The organism is Sinorhizobium americanum, from assembly GCF_001651855.1.
GTDB lineage: Bacteria > Pseudomonadota > Alphaproteobacteria > Rhizobiales > Rhizobiaceae > Sinorhizobium > Sinorhizobium americanum.
This window is the reverse complement of sequence record NZ_LNQC01000032.1, coordinates 1-17,500: the sequence shown is the minus strand read 5'-3', so window position 1 is coordinate 17,500 and position 17,500 is coordinate 1. Positions and strand designations below refer to the sequence as shown.

The 17,500-nt window shown below is 64.2% G+C and carries 16 protein-coding genes and 1 tRNA gene; 8 read left to right on the top strand and 9 right to left on the bottom strand.

Annotated elements, in window-relative coordinates:
* Positions 1–12: 12 nt before the first annotated feature.
* Positions 13–87: transfer RNA gene (locus tag ATC00_RS01400), tRNA-Gln, on the bottom strand.
* Positions 88–313: 226 nt separating this feature from the next.
* Between ATC00_RS01400 and ATC00_RS01395 the strand changes: the two genes are divergently transcribed.
* Positions 314–610, top strand: a complete 297-nt coding sequence (locus tag ATC00_RS01395; RefSeq protein WP_037379399.1) for a cupin domain-containing protein — start codon at positions 314–316, stop codon at positions 608–610.
* Positions 611–621: 11 nt separating this feature from the next.
* On the top strand, positions 622–1,533 hold the full coding sequence (locus ATC00_RS01390; RefSeq protein WP_064251737.1) for an MBL fold metallo-hydrolase: 912 nt from the start codon (positions 622–624) through the stop codon (positions 1,531–1,533).
* A 6-nt stretch (positions 1,534–1,539) separates the two neighbouring features.
* Here the strand turns inward: ATC00_RS01390 and ATC00_RS01385 are convergent, their stop codons facing one another.
* Entirely contained in the window at positions 1,540–2,448 is a 909-nt protein-coding gene (locus ATC00_RS01385; protein ID WP_064251736.1) for a DUF1499 domain-containing protein, read from the bottom strand.
* Between the two features lie 342 nt (positions 2,449–2,790).
* Between ATC00_RS01385 and ATC00_RS01380 the strand changes: the two genes are divergently transcribed.
* Positions 2,791–3,180: a hypothetical protein gene (locus tag ATC00_RS01380; protein WP_064251735.1), complete on the top strand. Its 390-nt coding sequence runs from the start codon at positions 2,791–2,793 to the stop codon at positions 3,178–3,180.
* A 274-nt stretch (positions 3,181–3,454) separates the two neighbouring features.
* Positions 3,455–3,700, top strand: coding sequence for a hypothetical protein (locus tag ATC00_RS01375; RefSeq protein ID WP_064251734.1), 246 nt, complete (start codon positions 3,455–3,457; stop codon positions 3,698–3,700).
* Positions 3,701–3,719: 19 nt separating this feature from the next.
* Here ATC00_RS01375 and ppdK read toward each other — a convergent pair whose 3' ends face one another.
* The 4 genes from ppdK to ATC00_RS01355 all read right to left on the bottom strand — a co-directional run bounded on the left by ppdK (position 3,720) and on the right by ATC00_RS01355 (position 11,549).
* Positions 3,720–6,410 (bottom strand): pyruvate, phosphate dikinase, encoded by a 2,691-nt coding sequence (gene ppdK / locus ATC00_RS01370; protein ID WP_037379390.1) that lies wholly within the window; start codon positions 6,408–6,410, stop codon positions 3,720–3,722.
* 148 nt (positions 6,411–6,558) lie between these two features.
* A complete protein-coding gene (gene smc / locus ATC00_RS01365; protein WP_064251733.1) occupies positions 6,559–10,020 on the bottom strand; it encodes a chromosome segregation protein SMC in 3,462 nt (1,153 codons plus the stop codon).
* Between the two features lie 87 nt (positions 10,021–10,107).
* Positions 10,108–10,920: a DsbA family protein gene (locus tag ATC00_RS01360; protein ID WP_064251732.1), complete on the bottom strand. Its 813-nt coding sequence runs from the start codon at positions 10,918–10,920 to the stop codon at positions 10,108–10,110.
* A gap of 122 nt (positions 10,921–11,042) precedes the next feature.
* On the bottom strand, positions 11,043–11,549 hold the full coding sequence (locus ATC00_RS01355) for a DUF721 domain-containing protein (RefSeq protein WP_037379383.1): 507 nt from the start codon (positions 11,547–11,549) through the stop codon (positions 11,043–11,045).
* Positions 11,550–11,639: 90 nt separating this feature from the next.
* Between ATC00_RS01355 and mutY the strand changes: the two genes are divergently transcribed.
* From mutY to ATC00_RS01340, 3 genes are all read left to right on the top strand, one after another.
* Positions 11,640–12,728: an A/G-specific adenine glycosylase gene (gene mutY, locus ATC00_RS01350; protein ID WP_064251731.1), complete on the top strand. Its 1,089-nt coding sequence runs from the start codon at positions 11,640–11,642 to the stop codon at positions 12,726–12,728.
* Between the two features lie 50 nt (positions 12,729–12,778).
* Positions 12,779–13,441 carry an HAD family hydrolase gene (locus ATC00_RS01345; RefSeq protein WP_064251730.1) on the top strand — a complete coding sequence of 221 codons (663 nt, stop codon included), beginning with the start codon at positions 12,779–12,781 and terminating at the stop codon, positions 13,439–13,441.
* Between the two features lie 130 nt (positions 13,442–13,571).
* The gene (locus ATC00_RS01340; protein ID WP_037379378.1) at positions 13,572–14,609 is read left to right on the top strand and encodes a calcium-binding protein; all 1,038 of its coding nucleotides are present in this window, start codon (positions 13,572–13,574) and stop codon (positions 14,607–14,609) included.
* 252 nt (positions 14,610–14,861) lie between these two features.
* Here ATC00_RS01340 and ATC00_RS01335 read toward each other — a convergent pair whose 3' ends face one another.
* Positions 14,862–15,992 carry a site-specific DNA-methyltransferase gene (locus ATC00_RS01335; RefSeq protein ID WP_064251729.1) on the bottom strand — a complete coding sequence of 377 codons (1,131 nt, stop codon included), beginning with the start codon at positions 15,990–15,992 and terminating at the stop codon, positions 14,862–14,864.
* Positions 15,993–16,198: 206 nt separating this feature from the next.
* Between ATC00_RS01335 and ATC00_RS01330 the strand changes: the two genes are divergently transcribed.
* Positions 16,199–16,597 (top strand): hypothetical protein, encoded by a 399-nt coding sequence (locus ATC00_RS01330; RefSeq protein ID WP_037379375.1) that lies wholly within the window; start codon positions 16,199–16,201, stop codon positions 16,595–16,597.
* A gap of 114 nt (positions 16,598–16,711) precedes the next feature.
* Here the strand turns inward: ATC00_RS01330 and ATC00_RS01325 are convergent, their stop codons facing one another.
* Both ATC00_RS01325 and ATC00_RS01320 read right to left on the bottom strand, forming a co-directional pair.
* Positions 16,712–17,089: an antibiotic biosynthesis monooxygenase family protein gene (locus ATC00_RS01325; RefSeq protein WP_037379372.1), complete on the bottom strand. Its 378-nt coding sequence runs from the start codon at positions 17,087–17,089 to the stop codon at positions 16,712–16,714.
* Positions 17,090–17,093: 4 nt separating this feature from the next.
* Positions 17,094–17,414, bottom strand: a complete 321-nt coding sequence (locus ATC00_RS01320; protein ID WP_037379975.1) for an NIPSNAP family protein — start codon at positions 17,412–17,414, stop codon at positions 17,094–17,096.
* Positions 17,415–17,500: the final 86 nt, after the last annotated feature.

The following is a 17,500-nucleotide window of genomic DNA, read 5'->3' as shown; positions in this document are numbered from 1 at the left end:
TGATCGGAACGCTGGCTGGGGCGCCTGGATTCGAACCAGGGAATGGCGGTACCAAAAACCGCTGCCTTACCGCTTGGCTACGCCCCAACTCAAGTTGACGAGATATCGGCTCGCCAAATCGAGCGCCTGATTAGCAAAGCTCGTGCGCCCTCACAATGCTTAACTTCGCTTTGCGCGTATTTTGTTGGCAATCCGGGCGGACCCGGCGCCTTGCCGTTGGTACAAGGCTAGCCGAACGTGATGAAACCGGCGGCTTCCCCCCGTTTTCTCGCGCCCGGCTTTGGCCTATTGTCGCCGGCAAATGGAGACCTCGATGAGCCAATTTCGCGCCCGCCCGCCTGCCGTCCCTACCGTCCTGCTCGACGACACCGTCGTCCGCGTCATCCGCTGGGACTTCGAACCCGGCGCCGATACCGGGCACCATGTCCACGGGCTCGGCTATGTCGTCGTGCCGATGACCGACTGTGCATTCCTGGTGGAAGAGGACGGCGGCAGCCGCAGGATCGACGTCGCCAAGGGCGCGGCCTACCGACGCGAGGCGGGCGTGGCGCACAATGTCGTCAATGCGGGCAGCGAACCGATGTCCTTCATCGAGATCGAGTACAAGTAAAGGCAATAGCCATGCAGGGACCGGAATTCGACCTCGATTTCAAGCCAGCCCATGGCGAGGCGGTGACGGTGGCAGACGGCGTCGAGCGCATCACCGTCAACAATCCCGGGCCCTTTACCTTTCATGGCACCAACACCTACATCGTCGGCCGCCGCTCGGTCGCGGTGATCGATCCGGGGCCGGAGGACGAGGCGCATTTTCAGGCGCTGATGGCGGCACTCAAAGGGCGCGAGGTGACGCATATTGCCGTCAGCCATACGCATCGCGACCACTCGCCTCTCGTCGGCCGTCTAAAAGAGGCGACGGGCGCCATCGTCGTCGGCGAAGGGCCGCATCGCGCCGCCCGCCCCTTGCACGCCGGCGAGACCAATCCCGTTGCCGAAAGCTCGGACATGGAATTTGTCCCCGATATTGCGCTTAAGGACGGCGCACGGGTTGAGGGCGACAGCTGGAGCCTGACGGCGATCGCCACGCCGGGACACACCGCCAATCACATGGCCTTCGGGCTCGACGGCACCGGCATTCTGTTTTCCGCCGATCACGTGATGGCCTGGGCGACGACCATCGTCGCACCGCCGGACGGTGCCATGGCCGACTACATGGCCTCGCTCGACAAGCTGCTTCTGCGCGACGACCGGCTCTATCTGCCCGGCCATGGTGGCCCGGTCAGCGAGCCCGCCTCCTTCCTGCGGGCACTCAAGGCGCATCGCAAGATGCGCGAACGCGCCGTGCTGGAGCGGCTGCGCGCCGGCGACAGGAATATTCCCGACATGGTGAAGGTGATCTACGCCTCGACCGATCCGCGGCTGCACGGCGCAGCGGCGCTTTCGGTGCTCGCTCATATCGAGGACCTGATCGAACAGGGCCGCATCGAGACCGATGGCGCTCCGTCGCTTCTTGGCGAATACCGGCTGGTCGCCTGAGGGAGGTTAATCGCCCGCAATCCCCAGGAGCTCCGCGTCAAGCGCGCGCAGGAACTCTTCCGCGAAACCGGCGCCCATGCCGAGATCATGCTGGCCGTAGCGCGAGGCGACGCGCACGTCGACGAGCGTAGTTTCCGCCTCTTCGCGAAGCCGGATCAGCACGTCGAACCGGAAGCCGACGATCAGCGTGCGCCATTCGCCCTGCAGCACGATATCGCTGGCTTGGCGTCCCGGTATGCCGATATCGATATCGGGTGCCGGGCGCGTAGCTGGAACAGGAATGGCCTCGGGTTCCCGGTTCGTGTCCGCCCCCTCGCCGGCGCCAACAGCAAGATCCTCGAGATCGGCACGTGCGTTCTCGACGCCGAGTTCCGCGGTCGTGCCGATGCGCGTCGCCTCGACGACCTTGCGGACGCCTTGGAAAACGCGGTCAAGAGCGCCGTCGTAACGCCGTCCCGTGAGACCCGGATAGGCAGCGATCTGCGCTTCACGATCCGCGGGCGTCACGATCGGCCGGCGTTTGATCCAGCTCTCCTCGGCGACGGGCGCCTTGATCCAGGGCGGAGGCGTCGCGGTATCGGTGCTGACATCGTAGATGGCCGGCCGCGTCAGATATTGCGCCGCCCCAAAGAAGAAGAAGCCGAGCGGCAGCGCCGCATAGAAGAGCGCCGAGACGGAGGCGGTGCCGCCGATTGCCGCCACCCGCCACAGGCGCGTGAGACCGACGGCCGCAAGCAGGACGGCCATGAGCGCGAAGGCCACGGCGAAGCCGGCGAGTGCCAGAAAATGCGGCGTGGTCAAGGGGCCGAAGCGGTGCGCGGCAAGCGACAGCACGAAAACGACGAAGCCTATGCGGGCGAAGCGTCGCGCCCAGTGGGCGGCATGGGAATAGGGACGCTCATAGCGGACCATCATGAAACGGAATCAATCCCCGCAGCAAAAGACTTTGCCTTCTTACTGCATGATTCCCTGAATCGGAATCGATTTGGGGACGAATCATGCAGCAATTCAGAGTGCTACAGCGGCCTTTGCGCACGCGTGGCGCCGTAGACCATGGCGCTTCCAACGGGAATCACGAGCCTTCGCACGCATTGAATTCGTCCGAAAAGGGTATGAGCGCAGCGGTTGTACTTCTGCCGCAAATTCGCCATTCTCGTTAACCAGTTATTTCAGTTGAACATTCGACCGGCCTTGCTGGACTACCGGCACCGACCCGCGCCCTGGGGACTTGAGGCGCCGTGACAACGGAGAGAGATCATGACCGCATCGGAGACACGTTCGGAAATCGCCGTTGCCGCCCCTCCGCCGCCCGGCGGAGACGCTGCCCTTCCGATGGCGCTGCTCGAACTTGAACTCTCGCTCGACCGTTTCTCCGGCAACAAGGACGATTTCTCGTCCTTTGTCCGCACGGTGGCCTCCGACATCGGCGGCGAATTCCTTTTCGCCCTGCCGGCGTCCGGCCTTGTCGACAATTGCCTGACCATTGCCGCGCTTCGCCAGGGCACGGCCGATGATCTGGCGGAAACGATCCTGTTCGTCTGCCTCGACGAGGATGGAAGCTCGATCCGCGTCGAGCAACCGAGCGAGCGCACCGCCGGCCTGGCGAGCTTCGCCGAGGCCTTCGTCGGCGTGCTCGAGCGGATCTGACGCAGCCAAGATTGATCGCCACCGAGCGGCGGCGCATGATATTCTTGTTGCCGTTGAATCGCGCCTGCGGACCCGCAACCACGCGTCCTTGCTGCCTACAGCGCCGCGCGGGCCATCAGACGCGCGAAGGCCGCTGTAGCACTTTGAATTGTTGCATGTCTCCTTAAATCGAGGGCGATTTAGGGAGACATGCAACGCAATTTCATCGTGCGGAGGACGAGCCGACACGCCGCCGATCTCAGTTGCGCGAGCGAGCGCCGATCAGGAGGCAGGAATGAACACGATAACAATGAGACTGCTGACTCTCGCTGCAACAGGAATTGTGCTTGCCGGGTGCCAGACGGTAACGCCGCAGGAGCGGCGCGCAAGGGACGAAACGACCTGCGCCTCCTATGGCTTTCGCCGCGGCACGGATGCGTTCGCCACCTGCCTGCAACGCATAGAACTCGACCGCCGCGCCGAAGCGCGCGCCTTCCGCTACGAAAGCGACATCCTGTTGCGAAGACCGTATTGGTATTAAGGCGGACGCAGGCCAGCCGTCAGCTCGCCGCCAGCGCCTCGGCCTTGCCGTTGCCGTTGATCGCCGCCTGTGCCGCCGCCAGCCGGGCGATCGGCACGCGGAAGGGCGAGCAGGAAACATAGTCGAGGCCGGCCTCCTCGCAGAAGCGGATCGACGCCGGATCGCCGCCGTGCTCGCCGCAAATGCCGAGCTTCAGGCCGTTCTTGGTCCGGCGGCCGCGCTCGGCGGCAAGCTGGATCAGTTCGCCTACGCCGTCGAAGTCGAGCGAGACGAACGGATCCTGCTCGATGATGCCCTTCTGCTGGTAGGTGGCGAGGAACTGGGCCGCGTCGTCGCGCGAGATGCCGAAAGTCGTCTGGGTCAGGTCATTGGTGCCGAAGGAGAAGAAATCGGCCGCTTCGGCAATGACGTCGGCGCGCAAGGCGGCGCGCGGCAGTTCGATCATCGTGCCGACCAGATAGTCGATGCCGATCCCCGCCTCACCGATCACTTCCTTGGCAACCGCATCGATCCGTTCCTTGACATAGTCGAGTTCCGCACGCAGCCCGACGAGCGGCACCATGATCTCGGGAACCACTGGCGCGCCCGTGCTGCGCGCCGCCTCGACGGCGGCCTCGAAAATGGCGCGCGCCTGCATTTCGGCGATTTCCGGATGGGAGATAGCGAGGCGGCAGCCGCGATGGCCGAGCATTGGATTGAACTCGTGCAGCGCATCGACCCGCTGGCGCAGATGCGCCGGATCGAGCGCCAGGACGCCGGCGACTTCGGCAATTTCCTCGTCGGTCTTCGGCAGGAATTCATGCAGCGGCGGATCGAGAAGGCGGATCGTCACCGGCAGGCCGTGCATGATCGAGAAGAGCTCGACGAAGTCGGAGCGCTGCATCGGCAAGAGCTTCGCAAGGGCCGCGCGCCGGCCCTCCTCGTCCTCGGCGAGGATCATCTCGCGCATCACATTGATGCGGTCGTCCTCGAAGAACATGTGCTCGGTGCGGCAGAGGCCGATGCCTTCGGCCCCGAAGGAGCGGGCGGCGCGCGCATCCGCGGGCGTCTCGGCATTAGTGCGCACCGTCATCCGGCGGCTCTGGTCGGCCCATTGCATGATCTTGCCGAAATCGCCCGAAAGCTCCGGCTGCAGCATGGCGATCTCGCCCTTCAGCACTTGGCCCGACGATCCGTCGATAGTGATCACCTCGCCCTTCTTCAGGGTGACGCTCGCGGTGATCAACAGTTCGCCACGCTGATCGACGCGGATGCTGCCAGCGCCGGAGACGCAAGGGGTGCCCATGCCGCGGGCGACGACGGCGGCGTGGCTCGTCATGCCGCCGCGTGTCGTCAGGATGCCCTGAGCCGCATGCATGCCGTGAATGTCCTCCGGGCTCGTCTCGACGCGAACCAGGATGACCTTGCGGCCTTCCTTGACGGCCTGCACCGCCTCCTCGGAAGTGAAGACAATCTCGCCCGTCGCCGCCCCCGGCGAGGCCGGCAGCCCCGAGCCGATGATGTCGCGGCGGGCATGCGGATCGATGGTCGGATGCAGAAGCTGGTCAAGCGATGCCGGATCGATGCGCGTGACCGCCTCTTCCTTGGAAATCAGCCCCTCCTCGGCCATGTCGACGGCGATCTTAAGCGCCGCCTTGGCGGTGCGCTTGCCGGAGCGGGTCTGCAGCATCCAGAGCTTACCGCGCTCGATGGTGAATTCGAGGTCCTGCATGTCGCGGTAGTGGCGCTCGAGCGTCTGACAGATCGCCTCGAACTCGGCGAAGCCCTCCGGCATCAGCTTTTCCAGCGACGGCTTGTCGGAGCCGGACGCGATCCGGGCGGCCTCGGTGATGTTCTGCGGCGTGCGGATGCCGGCGACCACGTCCTCCCCTTGCGCATTGACCAGGAACTCGCCGTAGAGCTCCTTGGCGCCGGTCGACGGGTTGCGCGTGAAGGCGACGCCGGTTGCCGACGAATTGCCGAGATTGCCGAACACCATCGCCTGGACGTTGACGGCGGTGCCCCAGGCGGCCGGAATGGCGTGGAGATGGCGGTAGGTGATGGCCCGCGGGTTCATCCAGCTCGAGAAGACGGCACCGATCGCGCCCCAGAGCTGGACCTCCGGATCCTGCGGAAAGGGTTCGCCGAGCACCTCCTCGATCGCTTCCTTGTAGCGCGAGATGACATGCTGCCATTCGACGGCCGAAAGCTCGGGGTCCTGTTCGTGGCCGAGCCGCGCCTTCTCTTCTTCGAGAATCTCTTCGAAGATCTCGTGATCGACGCCCAGCACGACGTCGCCATACATCTGGATGAAGCGGCGGTAGCTGTCCCAGGCGAAGCGCGCGTCGCCGGCATCATGCCCCAGCGCGTGCACCGACTGATCGTTGAGACCGAGGTTGAGGACCGTATCCATCATGCCGGGCATCGAGGCGCGGGCGCCGGAGCGGACTGAGAGAAGCAGGGGATGATCGGTATCGCCGAAAACGCGGCCGGTGATCTCTTCCATCCGGGCAATGCCTTCGCGCACCTGCTCGCGCAGGCCTTCAGGCATCTCCCGGCCGTTGTCGAAATAGCTGTTGCAGGCATCGGTGACGATGGTCAGGCCGGGGGGCACCGGCAGGCCGAGATTGCACATTTCGGCAAGGTTCGCGCCCTTGCCGCCCAGCCTGTTGCGATCCCCCGCACTCCCTTCGGCCTTGCCTCCGCCGAAGGTGTAGACCCATTTCGTCATGCCTGTTCTCCACCCAGAAACAGTTTTGATGGACGATCTACAGTATATGGTTCGGTCTGAAAATGCACTCGGCGAAGATTTTTGCTGCAGTGCATCAAAAATGCAGCAGCGCCTGCGGCGGGTCTCTCGTCGACGGATGGCCGCTGGTTCAGACCGCTTCACGCATGCGCTCGGCCGTCTGCAGGTCGACGGAGACGAGCTGCGAAACGCCCTGCTCGGCCATGGTGACGCCGAACAGGCGGTTCATGCGGGCCATGGTGATCGGGTTATGGGTGATGATGATGAAGCGCGTCTCGGTCGAGGCGGCCATTTCATCCATCAGGTTGCAGTAGCGCTCGACATTGTGGTCGTCGAGCGGTGCATCGACTTCGTCGAGCACGCAGATCGGCGCCGGGTTGGTGAGGAAGACGGCGAAGATCAGCGCCATCGCTGTCAGCGCCTGCTCGCCGCCGGAAAGCAAGGTCATGGTCTGCGGTTTCTTGCCCGGCGGACGGGCGAGGATTTCGAGGCCGGCCTCCAGCGGATCGTCGCTCTCGATGAGTTGCAGTTCGGCCGTGCCGCCGCCGAAGAGATGGGTGAAGAGCCGCTGGAATTGGACATTGACCACGTCGAAGGCGGCAATCAGCCGTTCGCGACCCTCGCGATTGAGGTTCTGGATGGCGCTTCGGAGCTTGCGGATCGCCTCGATGACGTCGTCGCGCTCCTTGAGGAGCGCCGCCAGCCGTTCGGAAAGTTCCTTCTGCTCCTCGTCGGCGCGCAGGTTGACGGCGCCGAGCCGCTCGCGCTCGATCTTCAGCCGTTCGAGTTCCCGCTCGACGGCGCGCATGTCGGGCAAGGCAGCATCGGCGGCCAGTCCCGTGAGGCGCATCGCCTCGTGCGGTGCGCAGGAAAGCGCCTCCAGGATGCGCGCCTCGGTCTCGACGCGCCGCTCGCGGGCCGAGACGAGCCGCTCCTCGGCCCGCCCGCGCTTTTCGCGCGCTTCCGCGAGTTCCGACAGCGCTGTCGCGGCAAGGCGATCGGCTTCACGCTGGCGGGTCTCCGCCTCGGCGAGGATGTCAGCCGCCTGGCGGCGCGCCGTCTCCGCCTTCTGCAACTCGTTCGCCAGGGCGCGGCGCTTGTCGTCGAACTCGTCGGGCGCATCGACGAGCTCTTCGACCTCCTCGCGCGCTTCCGCCTCGCGGTCGCGCAGCGTCGCGATGTGCTCTTCTGCGTTCGACGCGCGCGCCCGCCAGGTCTCGCGCTCCGCGGCGATCGCCGTCAGCCGGCGCAGGCGCGCCTCGTTTTCGCGCGCGAGGCCGTTATGCGCGGCGCGCGCTTCGGCGACCGCTGCGCGGTCTGCCGCAACGTCGGCAGTCTGGCTGCGCAGCCGCAGCTCAAGCTCCGAGAGGTCGGGCGCCGCGGCCAGCGCGTCGTTCGCCGCCTCGATCTGCTCGGCCGCTTCCTCGACCTGGCCCTCAAGCTGAAGTTTCGTCTCTGCGAGCACCGCCCGGCGCCGAACAAGATCACCGGAGGCGCGCTCGGCCGCTGCTAACGCGTCGCGCGCCTCGGCGAGCTGCCGGGACATCATCCGCTGGGCGTCGCGCGACAGCCGCAGCCGCTCGTCCTCGGCGCGGATGCGCGCGCCGGCGGCGTCGAGATCCGCCTCCGCACGACGCAGCACCTCGGCTGCATCCGCGGCCTCCGCCTCGAGCTCGGACAGGCGATTCTTCTGAGCGAGCCTCAAGGCGGCGGCGCTCGGCGCCTCCGAGCCGGTGACATGGCCATCCCAACGCCAGACGGCGCCTTCCTTCGTCACCAGCCGCTGGCCCGACTTCAAGAGCGGCAGCAGGCGTTCCCCCTCGGATTCGCTTTCGACGATACCGATCTGGCGCAGCGTTCGGCCCAGCGCTTCCGGGGCGCTGACATAGTCGCTGAGCGGCAAGGCACCGCCGGGCAAGGCCGGGTCGTCGGCGTGGTCGCCGGGCATGCGCCAGTGGGCGGCGGCCGCCTGCTCCAGCGGCGAATCGAGGTCGTCGCCCAAGGCGGCGCCGAGCGCCGTCTCGAAGCCGCGCTCCACCTTCATATCCTCGACGACCGCCGGATAGGCGCTGGCGCCGGCCGCGTCCAGCATCCGCCGGATCGTGCGGGCCTCGGTTTCGATACCGTTCAGCCCGGCCCGCGCCTGGTCGACGGGCGGGCGGGCGGCCGCTTCTTCGGCCCGCGCTTCGGCAAGGCCTTCTTCAACGGCAACGACCACCGCCTCCGCCTCCTCGAGCGCCGCCTCCGCGGCCTCCACTTGTCCCTGTTTCTCGTGCGGGTCCGGGAGGGCCGCCATCTGGCGGTCGAGGCCTTCGAGCTCGCGCCCCTGGCCGGCGAGCTGGCGGGCAAGCCGCGCCTGCCGCTCGGAGAGATCGCGCAGTGTCCTCTCGAGCTGGTTGCGCGCCGCTTGCGCTTCAGCGCGTTCGGCGGTCAGGCGGGCGAGATCGGCTTCGCTGCCGGAAAGCCTTTCATTGGCTTCCTCCAGCCTTTCGCGGGCCTCCGCGGCACGCTCGTCCGCCTCGGCGAGCACATCGCGCAGCTCTTCTTCCTCCTGGTCGAGGCGAGCAAGTATGCCGGCATTGTCGGCGACGAGCCGCTCCTCGCGGGCGATATCCTCGGCAAGCTGCGAGAGCCGCCGCTGCAATTCGTCGCGCCGGCGCAGGATGCGCCCGGCATCTTCTTCTAGCTGGGCGCGTGCGATTTGCAGGCGCTGCAGCGCTGCAGCAAGCTTCGCCTCGTTCTCGCGCAGCTCCGGTAACTTGAGGCTCGAGATTGCCTGATGCTTGGCCGCTTCCATCTGCGCCTGCGCCCTTTCGGCAACGAGCGCGGTGATCTGGTTCAACTGGCTGGTGGCCTCGGCTTCGGCCTCCTTGGCCTGTACCCAGCGGATGTGGAGCAGCGTCGCCTCGTGCCGGCGGATTTCCGCCGACAGCATCTTGAAGCGATTGGCCTGGCGCGACTGGCGTTTCAGGCTCTCGATCTGGCTTTCGAGCTGCGAGGTGACGTCATCGAGCCGCTCAAGATTGGTCTCGGCCGCCTTCAGCCGCAGCTCGGCCTCGTGACGGCGCGAGTGCAGACCGGAAATGCCGGCCGCCTCTTCGAGCAATTGCCGGCGGGCCTGGGGCTTGGCGGCAATCAGCTCGCCGATCCTGCCTTGCCCGACCATCGACGGCGAGCGGGCGCCGGTCGAGGCGTCGGCGAAGAGCAGCTGGACATCCTTCGCTCGCGCCTCCTTGCCGTTGATCCGGTAGACTGATCCCTGCTCGCGCTCGATCCGGCGCGTCACCTGGATCTCGTCGCTGTCGTTGAAGGCGGTAGGCGCGGTACGGTCGCTATTGTCGAGGTAAAGGCCGACCTCGGCGGTATTGCGCGCCGGTCGGTTGCCCGAACCGGAAAAGATCACGTCGTCCATGCCGGAGGCGCGCATGTTCTTGTAGGAGTTCTCGCCCATCACCCAGCGCAGCGCCTCGACGAGATTCGACTTGCCGCAGCCATTCGGGCCGACGACGCCGGTCAGGCCACGCTCGATGATGAATTCCGTCGGTTCGACGAAAGACTTGAAGCCGAGCAGGCGCAGCTTGTTGAATTTCATGGGGCGCAATACCCCCCTCTGCCCTGCCGAACATAAAAAACGGGCGCACGGCCGCGGCCGTCGCCCGTTGTCAGGAAAAGCGAAGGATCAGAGCTTGCTGTCGATGAGGGCCGACATAACGTCAACCGACATGTCCCCCGAATAGTGCTCGCCATTCACGAAAAAGGTCGGCGTCGATTTCACTCCGAACTCCTTGGCGCCGCGCTGCATGACTGCGTTCACATCATCCAGAAGTTTTTGGTTCGTCAAGCAGGCCTCGAAGCTCTCCTGTGTAAAACCAGCGAGTTTCGACATCTGCAGCAGTGCATCGCGGCCGTTTTCCGCGGCTGCCCATTGTTCCTGCTGCTTGAACAGCATGGAGATCATTGGGAAATACTGTCCCTCGGGGGCGCAGCGCGCCAGCATGAAGGCGGCCGCGGCGCGGGGATCGAAGGGGAATTCGCGGATGACGAAGCGCACCTTGCCGCTGTCGACATATTTCGCCTTGATGGCGTCGAAGGTCTTGTTGTGGAAGTTGGCGCAATGCGGGCAGGTCATCGACATGTATTCGACGATCGTCACGGGCGCATTGGACTCGCCGAGCGCCATATCCGGAAGAGCGCCAGGCTCCATCAGCTTCTGCACGTCGACGCTGCCTTCCGACTGCGGCAGCTCGGCCTTGGCAGCCGAAGTGGAAGCCTGTGCGACCTCGGTGCCGGCGGGCTTCGCCTGACCGGAAGCGGCCGGGGTCGCAGCGGTGGAGCCGGTGATCGTTGCATCCGCTCTGGCCGATGTTTCGGCCGGCGCCTTGGAAGCCGCCTCCTTCTTCTCTTCGCTGCAGGCTGCAAGCACCAGGGCAATCGCCGCGACAGCGGCACCGCCCAGCAGGCGTTTCGGAAGGCTCGTTTCGGAAGCGGACATGGAAAGGACCCGTGTTCTAGGAGGGTAAAATTGAAGTGTGATTTCGATAACTTGCTCAGTGCAAGGCGACAAGGGGTGGTGTTTCAACTGAATTCAAAGAATTGTGACCCCTTGATGGTGAACTACTTGCGGCGCTGAGACAGGACCGCCGTACCGAGGCGCTTCAGCGCGGCCTTCAGCGCCTCGCTCTCGATGCCTTCAACCATGGTGTCGAGCCGGCGTGCCGGTTCGCCAGTCAGCGGCCGCGGCCGCCGGTAGGGCTTGGGCGGCGGCGCGACAGGCTTCTGGACGATCCGAAGCTGGCCGATCGCATGGAAGCCGAAGAAGCCGTTGATGCGCTGGATCAGTTCGCCCTGAGCGTGGGTCAGGAACAGCGCCCTCGCGCCTTCGCAAGCGACCGTCAGCACGCCGGGCTGGTAGCCGCCATCGCTGCCGATCTCCGAGGAGCGCCGCGGCCAGGCGATCTTTTCCGGTCGCGTGCAATCGGCAAAATCCGATCCGGCGATCTCGTCCCAGGAGCCGAGCAGCATCGTGTTGATGCCGGCGCGCTTGGCCAGAACCGGATCGATCAAGCCGTTCGCAATCTCGCTGATCTGCACAACGCCCTTGCGGGACTTCGCTTCACTCACCGGAACGACTTTCTGTTCGCAACTTGGATCAAGCCTTGAAGCCCGGGCGGGCGTCGGCCAAGTATAGGCCGGAAAAGGACTCTCCGGCAAATGACGCTCGACACCCTGAAGGCGACCGAAGCCGCCACCCTGCTGCTCAACTGGTACGATCGCCATCACCGCGATCTGCCCTGGCGTGTGTCGCCGCCGATGGCGGCGCGCGGCGCCGTTGCCGACCCCTACCATGTCTGGCTCTCCGAAGTCATGCTGCAACAGACCACCGTGCAGGCGGTCAAGGCCTATTTCGACAAGTTTCTAAAGCTCTGGCCAACGGTGGAAAACCTGGCCGCCGCCGAAACCGAAGAGGTGATGAAGGCCTGGGCCGGCCTCGGCTACTATGCCCGGGCGCGCAATCTGAAGAAATGCGCCGAGGCGGTGGCGCGCGACCATGGCGGCCGCTTCCCGGAGACGGAGGAAGGACTGAAAGCCCTTCCCGGCATCGGCGACTATACGGCGGCCGCGGTTGCGGCGATCGCCTTCGACCAAAGAAGCGCCGTGCTCGACGGCAATATCGAGCGGGTGATTTCCCGTCTTCATGCAATCGAGACGCCGCTGCCGGCCGCCAAGCCGGCGATGCGCCGGCTCGTCTCCGAACTAACGCCCTCGGACCGGCCGGGCGATTTCGCCCAGGCGATGATGGATCTCGGCGCCACGATCTGTACGCCGAAGCGCCCCGCCTGCGCCCTCTGTCCCTTCCGCTCGAACTGTCGGGCGCTCGCCGTCGCCGATCCTGAGACGTTTCCGCGCAAGGCGGGCAAAAAGGAAAAGCCGTTGCGCCTCGGCGCCGCCTTTGTGGCGATCGACCATGCTGACGCCGTCTACCTGCGCAAGCGCGCCGAGACCGGCCTCCTTGGCGGCATGACGGAAGTGCCGGGCACGGGCTGGACCGCGCGCCGCGACGGCGAGACTTCGGTCGAGGCGCAGCCTTTCGCGGCCGCCTGGGAGGCCTGCGGCACGGTCACCCATGTCTTCACGCATTTCGAACTGCGCCTCTCGGTCTACCGCGCCAAGGTCGCCCAGGCCGTGGCCTGTGCCGAGGGCTGGTGGGAGCCGATCGCGTCTTTGAAGGGCCAGGCGCTGCCGACCGTCATGAAAAAAGCAATCACGCAGGCTATACCGCACGCATTCAAAGCCGTGTAAGGCAAGGTCACGCCGCCCGCCGGCCATCCAGTAGTCATTCAGGAATTCTCATGAGCAGCATCGACATCCGCCACATCGTTTTCGACATCGGCAAGGTGCTGATCCATTACGATCCGCAGATCCCCTACTCGCGGATCATCCCGGACGAGGCGGAGCGCAGCTGGTTCTTCGCCAATGTCTGCACCCACGACTGGAATGTCGAGCAGGACCGGGGGCGTTCCTGGGAAGAGGCCGAGGCGCTGCTGATCGAGGAGCACCCGGAACGGGAAGAGCATATCCGCGCCTTTCGCCGCCACTGGCACGAGATGGTGCCGCATGCCTATGAAGATACGGTCGCGCTGATGGAAAGCCTGATTGCCGAAGGCCGCGACGTGACGATGCTGACCAACTTCGCCTCCGACACGTTTCGCGAGGCGCAGAAACGCTTTCCTTTCCTGACGCTGCCGCGGGGCGTGACGGTTTCCGGCGACGTCGGGCTGATCAAGCCGGATGTCGAAATCTACCGGACCCATGCCCGTACCTTCGGTCTCGACCCCGCGGCGACGATCTTCATCGACGACAGCCCGGCCAACGTCGAAGGCGCCCAGGCGGCGGGCTGGCATGCCGTCCACTTCGTCGATGCCCAAAGGCTGAGGGCCGATCTGGCAGCCTATGGCGTGCAACCGTTGGACGTGCTTGACGGTGTCGGTCCGGCAGTGGCGACCCAGGCCTGACAGCGCGATCCTGACCGCCGAACCCGCCAGCGAATTCACGAAAACGCCGCATTCGGTTCACCCGCCATTCAGCTTTGCTCCTCCATGATCCGCGTTAGATTTCAACGCCTTCGCTGAAAAGGTCGGGCTAATGGTCACGCGCATCTACGGTACGAACTACGCCGATATCCTCAAGCAGAACAGCTATATCGAGGTCGAAATCTATGGCTATGACGGCGACGACGATATCTACCTGAACAGGACCGACAGCTACGGCGGGTACAACTATGTCGATGCAGGCTATGGCAACGATCTCGTGGTGAACTCCTACGAGGGCGGCAACGACATCTATATGGGTGCCGGCAACGACATCTATGTCACCGACATCCGGGCGCGCGACACGAGCTCCTACGACGTCGTCTATGGCGGCAGCGGCAACGACCGCTTCGAGATTGACGGTTATGCCAGCGACTACTATGGCGAGACCGGCAACGACACCTTCCTCTCGGCCGGCTTCAACAACTACTTCAACGGCGGCGCGGGCATCGACTCGATCAGCTACCAGTTCCAGGACGACTGGAGCGCGGAGCGCGGCAAGGGCGTGACGATCGACCTCGGCTACAAATACGCGACCACCGGCAGCGGCCGGCGCGAGGACCTGATCAGCATCGAGAACGCCACCGGCACGAACTACGGCCATGACGATATCACCGGCAGCTCCGTCGCCAACACGCTGCGCGGGCTCGGTGGCCACGACATTCTCGAGGGCCTCGCCGGCGACGACTTCCTCGACGGTGGCAGCGGCGACGACGACCTTTACGGAGGTTCCGGCGCCGACATCCTGCGCGGCGGCAGCGGCTTCGACTACATGGTCGGCGGCACGGGCACCGACAGCTTTGATTTCAACGCGATCAGCGAATCGGTCGTCGGCAGCAGACGCGACGTGATCACCGATTTCCACCGTTCGGAATTTGACGTCATCGATCTTTCGACGATCGATGCCGACACGACCTGGAGCGGCAACCAGAAATTCACCTTCATCGGTAGCGGCGCATTTTCGGGAGACGCCGGCGAACTGAACTTCCGCTCCGGCATTCTTTCCGGCGACGTCAACGGCGACGGCTATGCCGACTTCCAGATCAAGGTGAACGGCGCCACCAGCCTGCGCGTCGACGACTTCTTTCTTTGAGCCGACGGGTATACGATTGCCCCTCACCCTAGCCCTCTCCCCGCAGGCAGGGAGAGGGGACGAGGCGGCGCGGCATGCCCCTTCTCCCCGTCAAAACGGGGAGAAGGTCGCGGCAGCAGGATGAGGGCGTCCCACCTCATACAAACGCCCGGAATCCTCATCGGATTCCGGGCGTTTAAAGCTCTCCTTCCGGGACTGAAGGTACAAGACCGGGCGGAGCGCTTTTCGAAGGACCTGAGCGGAGCTGGTTGATCAGTTCAGTTTTGCCAGGTCATTTCGAATGACGGATCTGAGTTCGTCGATGGGCTTCAGGGTGTTCCCTTCTTCGAAATGCCAGAACGTCCATCCGTTGCAGGCGTCGAGCCCCTGGACCTTGGCGCCGAGGCGGTGGATCGAGCCGGCCTCGCCGCCGGAGGCAAGCGTGCCGTCGGCGCGCACGATGGCGCTGTAGCGGCGTTTGGCGTCGGTCAGCACCGTGCCGGGCTTGATCAAGCCGCTTTCGATGAGCGTGTTGAACGCGACGCGCGGTTCGGCCTTCTTGCCGGTCATCACCGAAAGTGTCGCCTTGCCGAGCGGCTCGACCGCAGCGATGCGTTCGGCGGCGGCGTCGATATAGTCCTGCTCGCGCTCGATGCCGACAAAATGGCGGCCGAGGCGCTTGGCGACGGCGCCGGTGGTGCCGGAGCCGAAGAAGGGATCGAGCACGACGTCGCCGGGCTTGGTCGAGGCCATCAGGATGCGGGCGAGCAGCGCTTCCGGTTTCTGCGTCGGATGCACCTTCTTGCCGTCATTGCCCTTCAGGCGTTCCCCGCCGGAGCAGATCGGAAACAGCCAGTCGGAACGCATCTGCACGTCATCGTTCGCCGCCTTCATGGCCTCGTAATTGAAGGTGTAGCCCTTCGCCTTGGCGTTCGGCGTCGCCCAGATCAGCGTCTCATGGGCGTTCTGGAAGCGGCGGCCCTTGAAGTTCGGCATCGGATTGGTCTTGCGCCAGACGATGTCGTTCAGGATCCAGAAATGCAGATCCTGGAGGATCGCGCCGACCCGGAAGATGTTGTGGTAGGAGCCGATCACCCAGAGTGTGCCGGTCGGCTTCAACACGCGGCGGCAGGCAAGCAGCCAGGCACGGGTGAAGGCGTCATAGACCTCGAAGGAAGCGAATTGGTCCCATTCGTCGTCGACCGCGTCGACCAGCGACTGGTCGGGCCGGTGCAGCATGCCGCCGAGCTGCAGATTATAGGGCGGATCGGCAAAGACGACGTCGACCGAATTGTCGGGGAGCGCGTTCAGCGCGGCCACGCAATCTCCCTTGATGATGCTGTCCAGCCAGCTCAGCGGACGGGCGGCACGGGAGATTTCGGCAAGCGAAAAAACTGAAGACATGGGCAACTCGCAAATACGCTTACTCGGGACTGACTATAGCACTTATGGTTACCGAAGATGGTTACCAAAGCCTGAAGGCCAGCCGGGAAAATTTTGGATTGTCGCCAAGCCAATGAGGGAAGAGTAACTCGGCAAAATGATTGATCATAAGACACTGAGCAACAATGGCGGGGCCAGGTGGTCGCGGCACCTCGGAAAAAGACAAAATGATGAGAAAGATCTCAATTACATCAATGCTACTCGGTGCGGTTCATACTCCCCTTGCTCCTGGCTCCAGATTAGAAGAATTGGGAAAATTCCTGGGAATTCCCGATCGGTGGGATTTCGGCATTGACGAGGAGTTCATGTGCCAACTGGGATATGGCGACTTCGAAATTGCTTTAAGAGCGCGTGCTAATCGTGTCGAAGTAGAATGGGTGTGGCTTGAGCTTTGGCACGCGCGACGCGGCGAGCCGCAACCTAAGGCCGCACCCCTCCGCCTCGTCGATGGAATTGACGTCGATCTCGGCGCTTTTCGACCCGGCATATCGCTGTCGTCCGTCAAAGCACTGCTCGATTCTCTGCAGCTGTCCCTACGAAGAATTCAGTCAAAACGATGCCAGTGAGGTGGTCAGCAGGCTCGTTCTTGAGACGAATTCCGAATTGTACTTCTTTCAAGGCGATCCTGAGCCGCAGCTCATGGAGATACACTTTTTCGCTAGCAAGGGTTAAGTCCGCTCCTACTGATTCTCCACAATGCCGAGACTGCAATCTCCTTCATGACACTGCCGGCTGTCCGGCGGCGCCTCGTGCCGTTCGTTGAGGCCATAGTCGCGGACGACGGCTGCGATCCGCAGCCGGTAGTCAGCGAAAACGCCGTTCCTCCCCTCGGCCTGTGCCGCGCGATGTTCCCCACCGTTGCGCCAGGCCTTCACCGCCGCTTCGTCGCGCCAGAAGGAGAGCGACAGCAGCTTGTTCGAATCGGCTAGGCTCTGGAATCGCTCGATCGAGATGAAACCGTCGATACCGTCGAGCAGCGGCCGCAGGTCGGCGGCAAGGGCTAGATAGGCTTCGCGCCTGCCCTCGGCCGGCAGAACCTCAAAAATCACCGCGATCATCGCATCACTCCTTGCCATGCGGCAGCGAGACGTTCTTCAGGAACATGCGGTCCTCCTTGAGGATGAAACGCTCGCGCCGCGCGAATTCGTAATTCTCGCGGCCGAGCGGATCAGCGGCAAGACGCGCCCGGTACGCTTCATAGGCGGCGAGGCTTTCGATGTTGTAGACGCCATAGGCGGTCGTCGCCGAGCCTTCATGCGGACCGAAATAGCCGATGAGGTCGGCGCCGCAGCGTGGAATGGCCTCGCCCCAGTTGCGGGAATAGGTGGCGAAATCGTCCTTGCGGAACGGGTCGATCTCGTAGCGGATGAAGCAGGTGATCATGATCGTCTCCAATGAAAGAACTCAAGGGGAAAACACCGTTATTCGGCGGCTTTTCCTTGGGTCCGGTTGCTTTTTGAGCGGCATTG

Bases quoted from the DNA above. Each gene is read 5' to 3' on its own strand.
- ATC00_RS01395 (WP_037379399.1), top strand. From the start codon at position 314: ATGAGCCAATTTCGCGCCCGCCCGCCTGCCGTCCCTACCGTCCTGCTC.
- ATC00_RS01390 (WP_064251737.1), top strand. From the start codon at position 622: ATGCAGGGACCGGAATTCGACCTCGATTTCAAGCCAGCCCATGGCGAG.
- ATC00_RS01385 (WP_064251736.1), bottom strand. From the start codon at position 2,448: ATGATGGTCCGCTATGAGCGTCCCTATTCCCATGCCGCCCACTGGGCG.
- ATC00_RS01380 (WP_064251735.1), top strand. From the start codon at position 2,791: ATGACCGCATCGGAGACACGTTCGGAAATCGCCGTTGCCGCCCCTCCG.
- ATC00_RS01375 (WP_064251734.1), top strand. From the start codon at position 3,455: ATGAACACGATAACAATGAGACTGCTGACTCTCGCTGCAACAGGAATT.
- ppdK (WP_037379390.1), bottom strand. From the start codon at position 6,410: ATGACGAAATGGGTCTACACCTTCGGCGGAGGCAAGGCCGAAGGGAGT.
- smc (WP_064251733.1), bottom strand. From the start codon at position 10,020: ATGAAATTCAACAAGCTGCGCCTGCTCGGCTTCAAGTCTTTCGTCGAA.
- ATC00_RS01360 (WP_064251732.1), bottom strand. From the start codon at position 10,920: ATGTCCGCTTCCGAAACGAGCCTTCCGAAACGCCTGCTGGGCGGTGCC.
- mutY (WP_064251731.1), top strand. From the start codon at position 11,640: ATGACGCTCGACACCCTGAAGGCGACCGAAGCCGCCACCCTGCTGCTC.
- ATC00_RS01345 (WP_064251730.1), top strand. From the start codon at position 12,779: ATGAGCAGCATCGACATCCGCCACATCGTTTTCGACATCGGCAAGGTG.
- ATC00_RS01340 (WP_037379378.1), top strand. From the start codon at position 13,572: ATGGTCACGCGCATCTACGGTACGAACTACGCCGATATCCTCAAGCAG.
- ATC00_RS01335 (WP_064251729.1), bottom strand. From the start codon at position 15,992: ATGTCTTCAGTTTTTTCGCTTGCCGAAATCTCCCGTGCCGCCCGTCCG.
- ATC00_RS01330 (WP_037379375.1), top strand. From the start codon at position 16,199: ATGATGAGAAAGATCTCAATTACATCAATGCTACTCGGTGCGGTTCAT.
- ATC00_RS01325 (WP_037379372.1), bottom strand. From the start codon at position 17,089: ATGATCGCGGTGATTTTTGAGGTTCTGCCGGCCGAGGGCAGGCGCGAA.
- ATC00_RS01320 (WP_037379975.1), bottom strand. From the start codon at position 17,414: ATGATCACCTGCTTCATCCGCTACGAGATCGACCCGTTCCGCAAGGAC.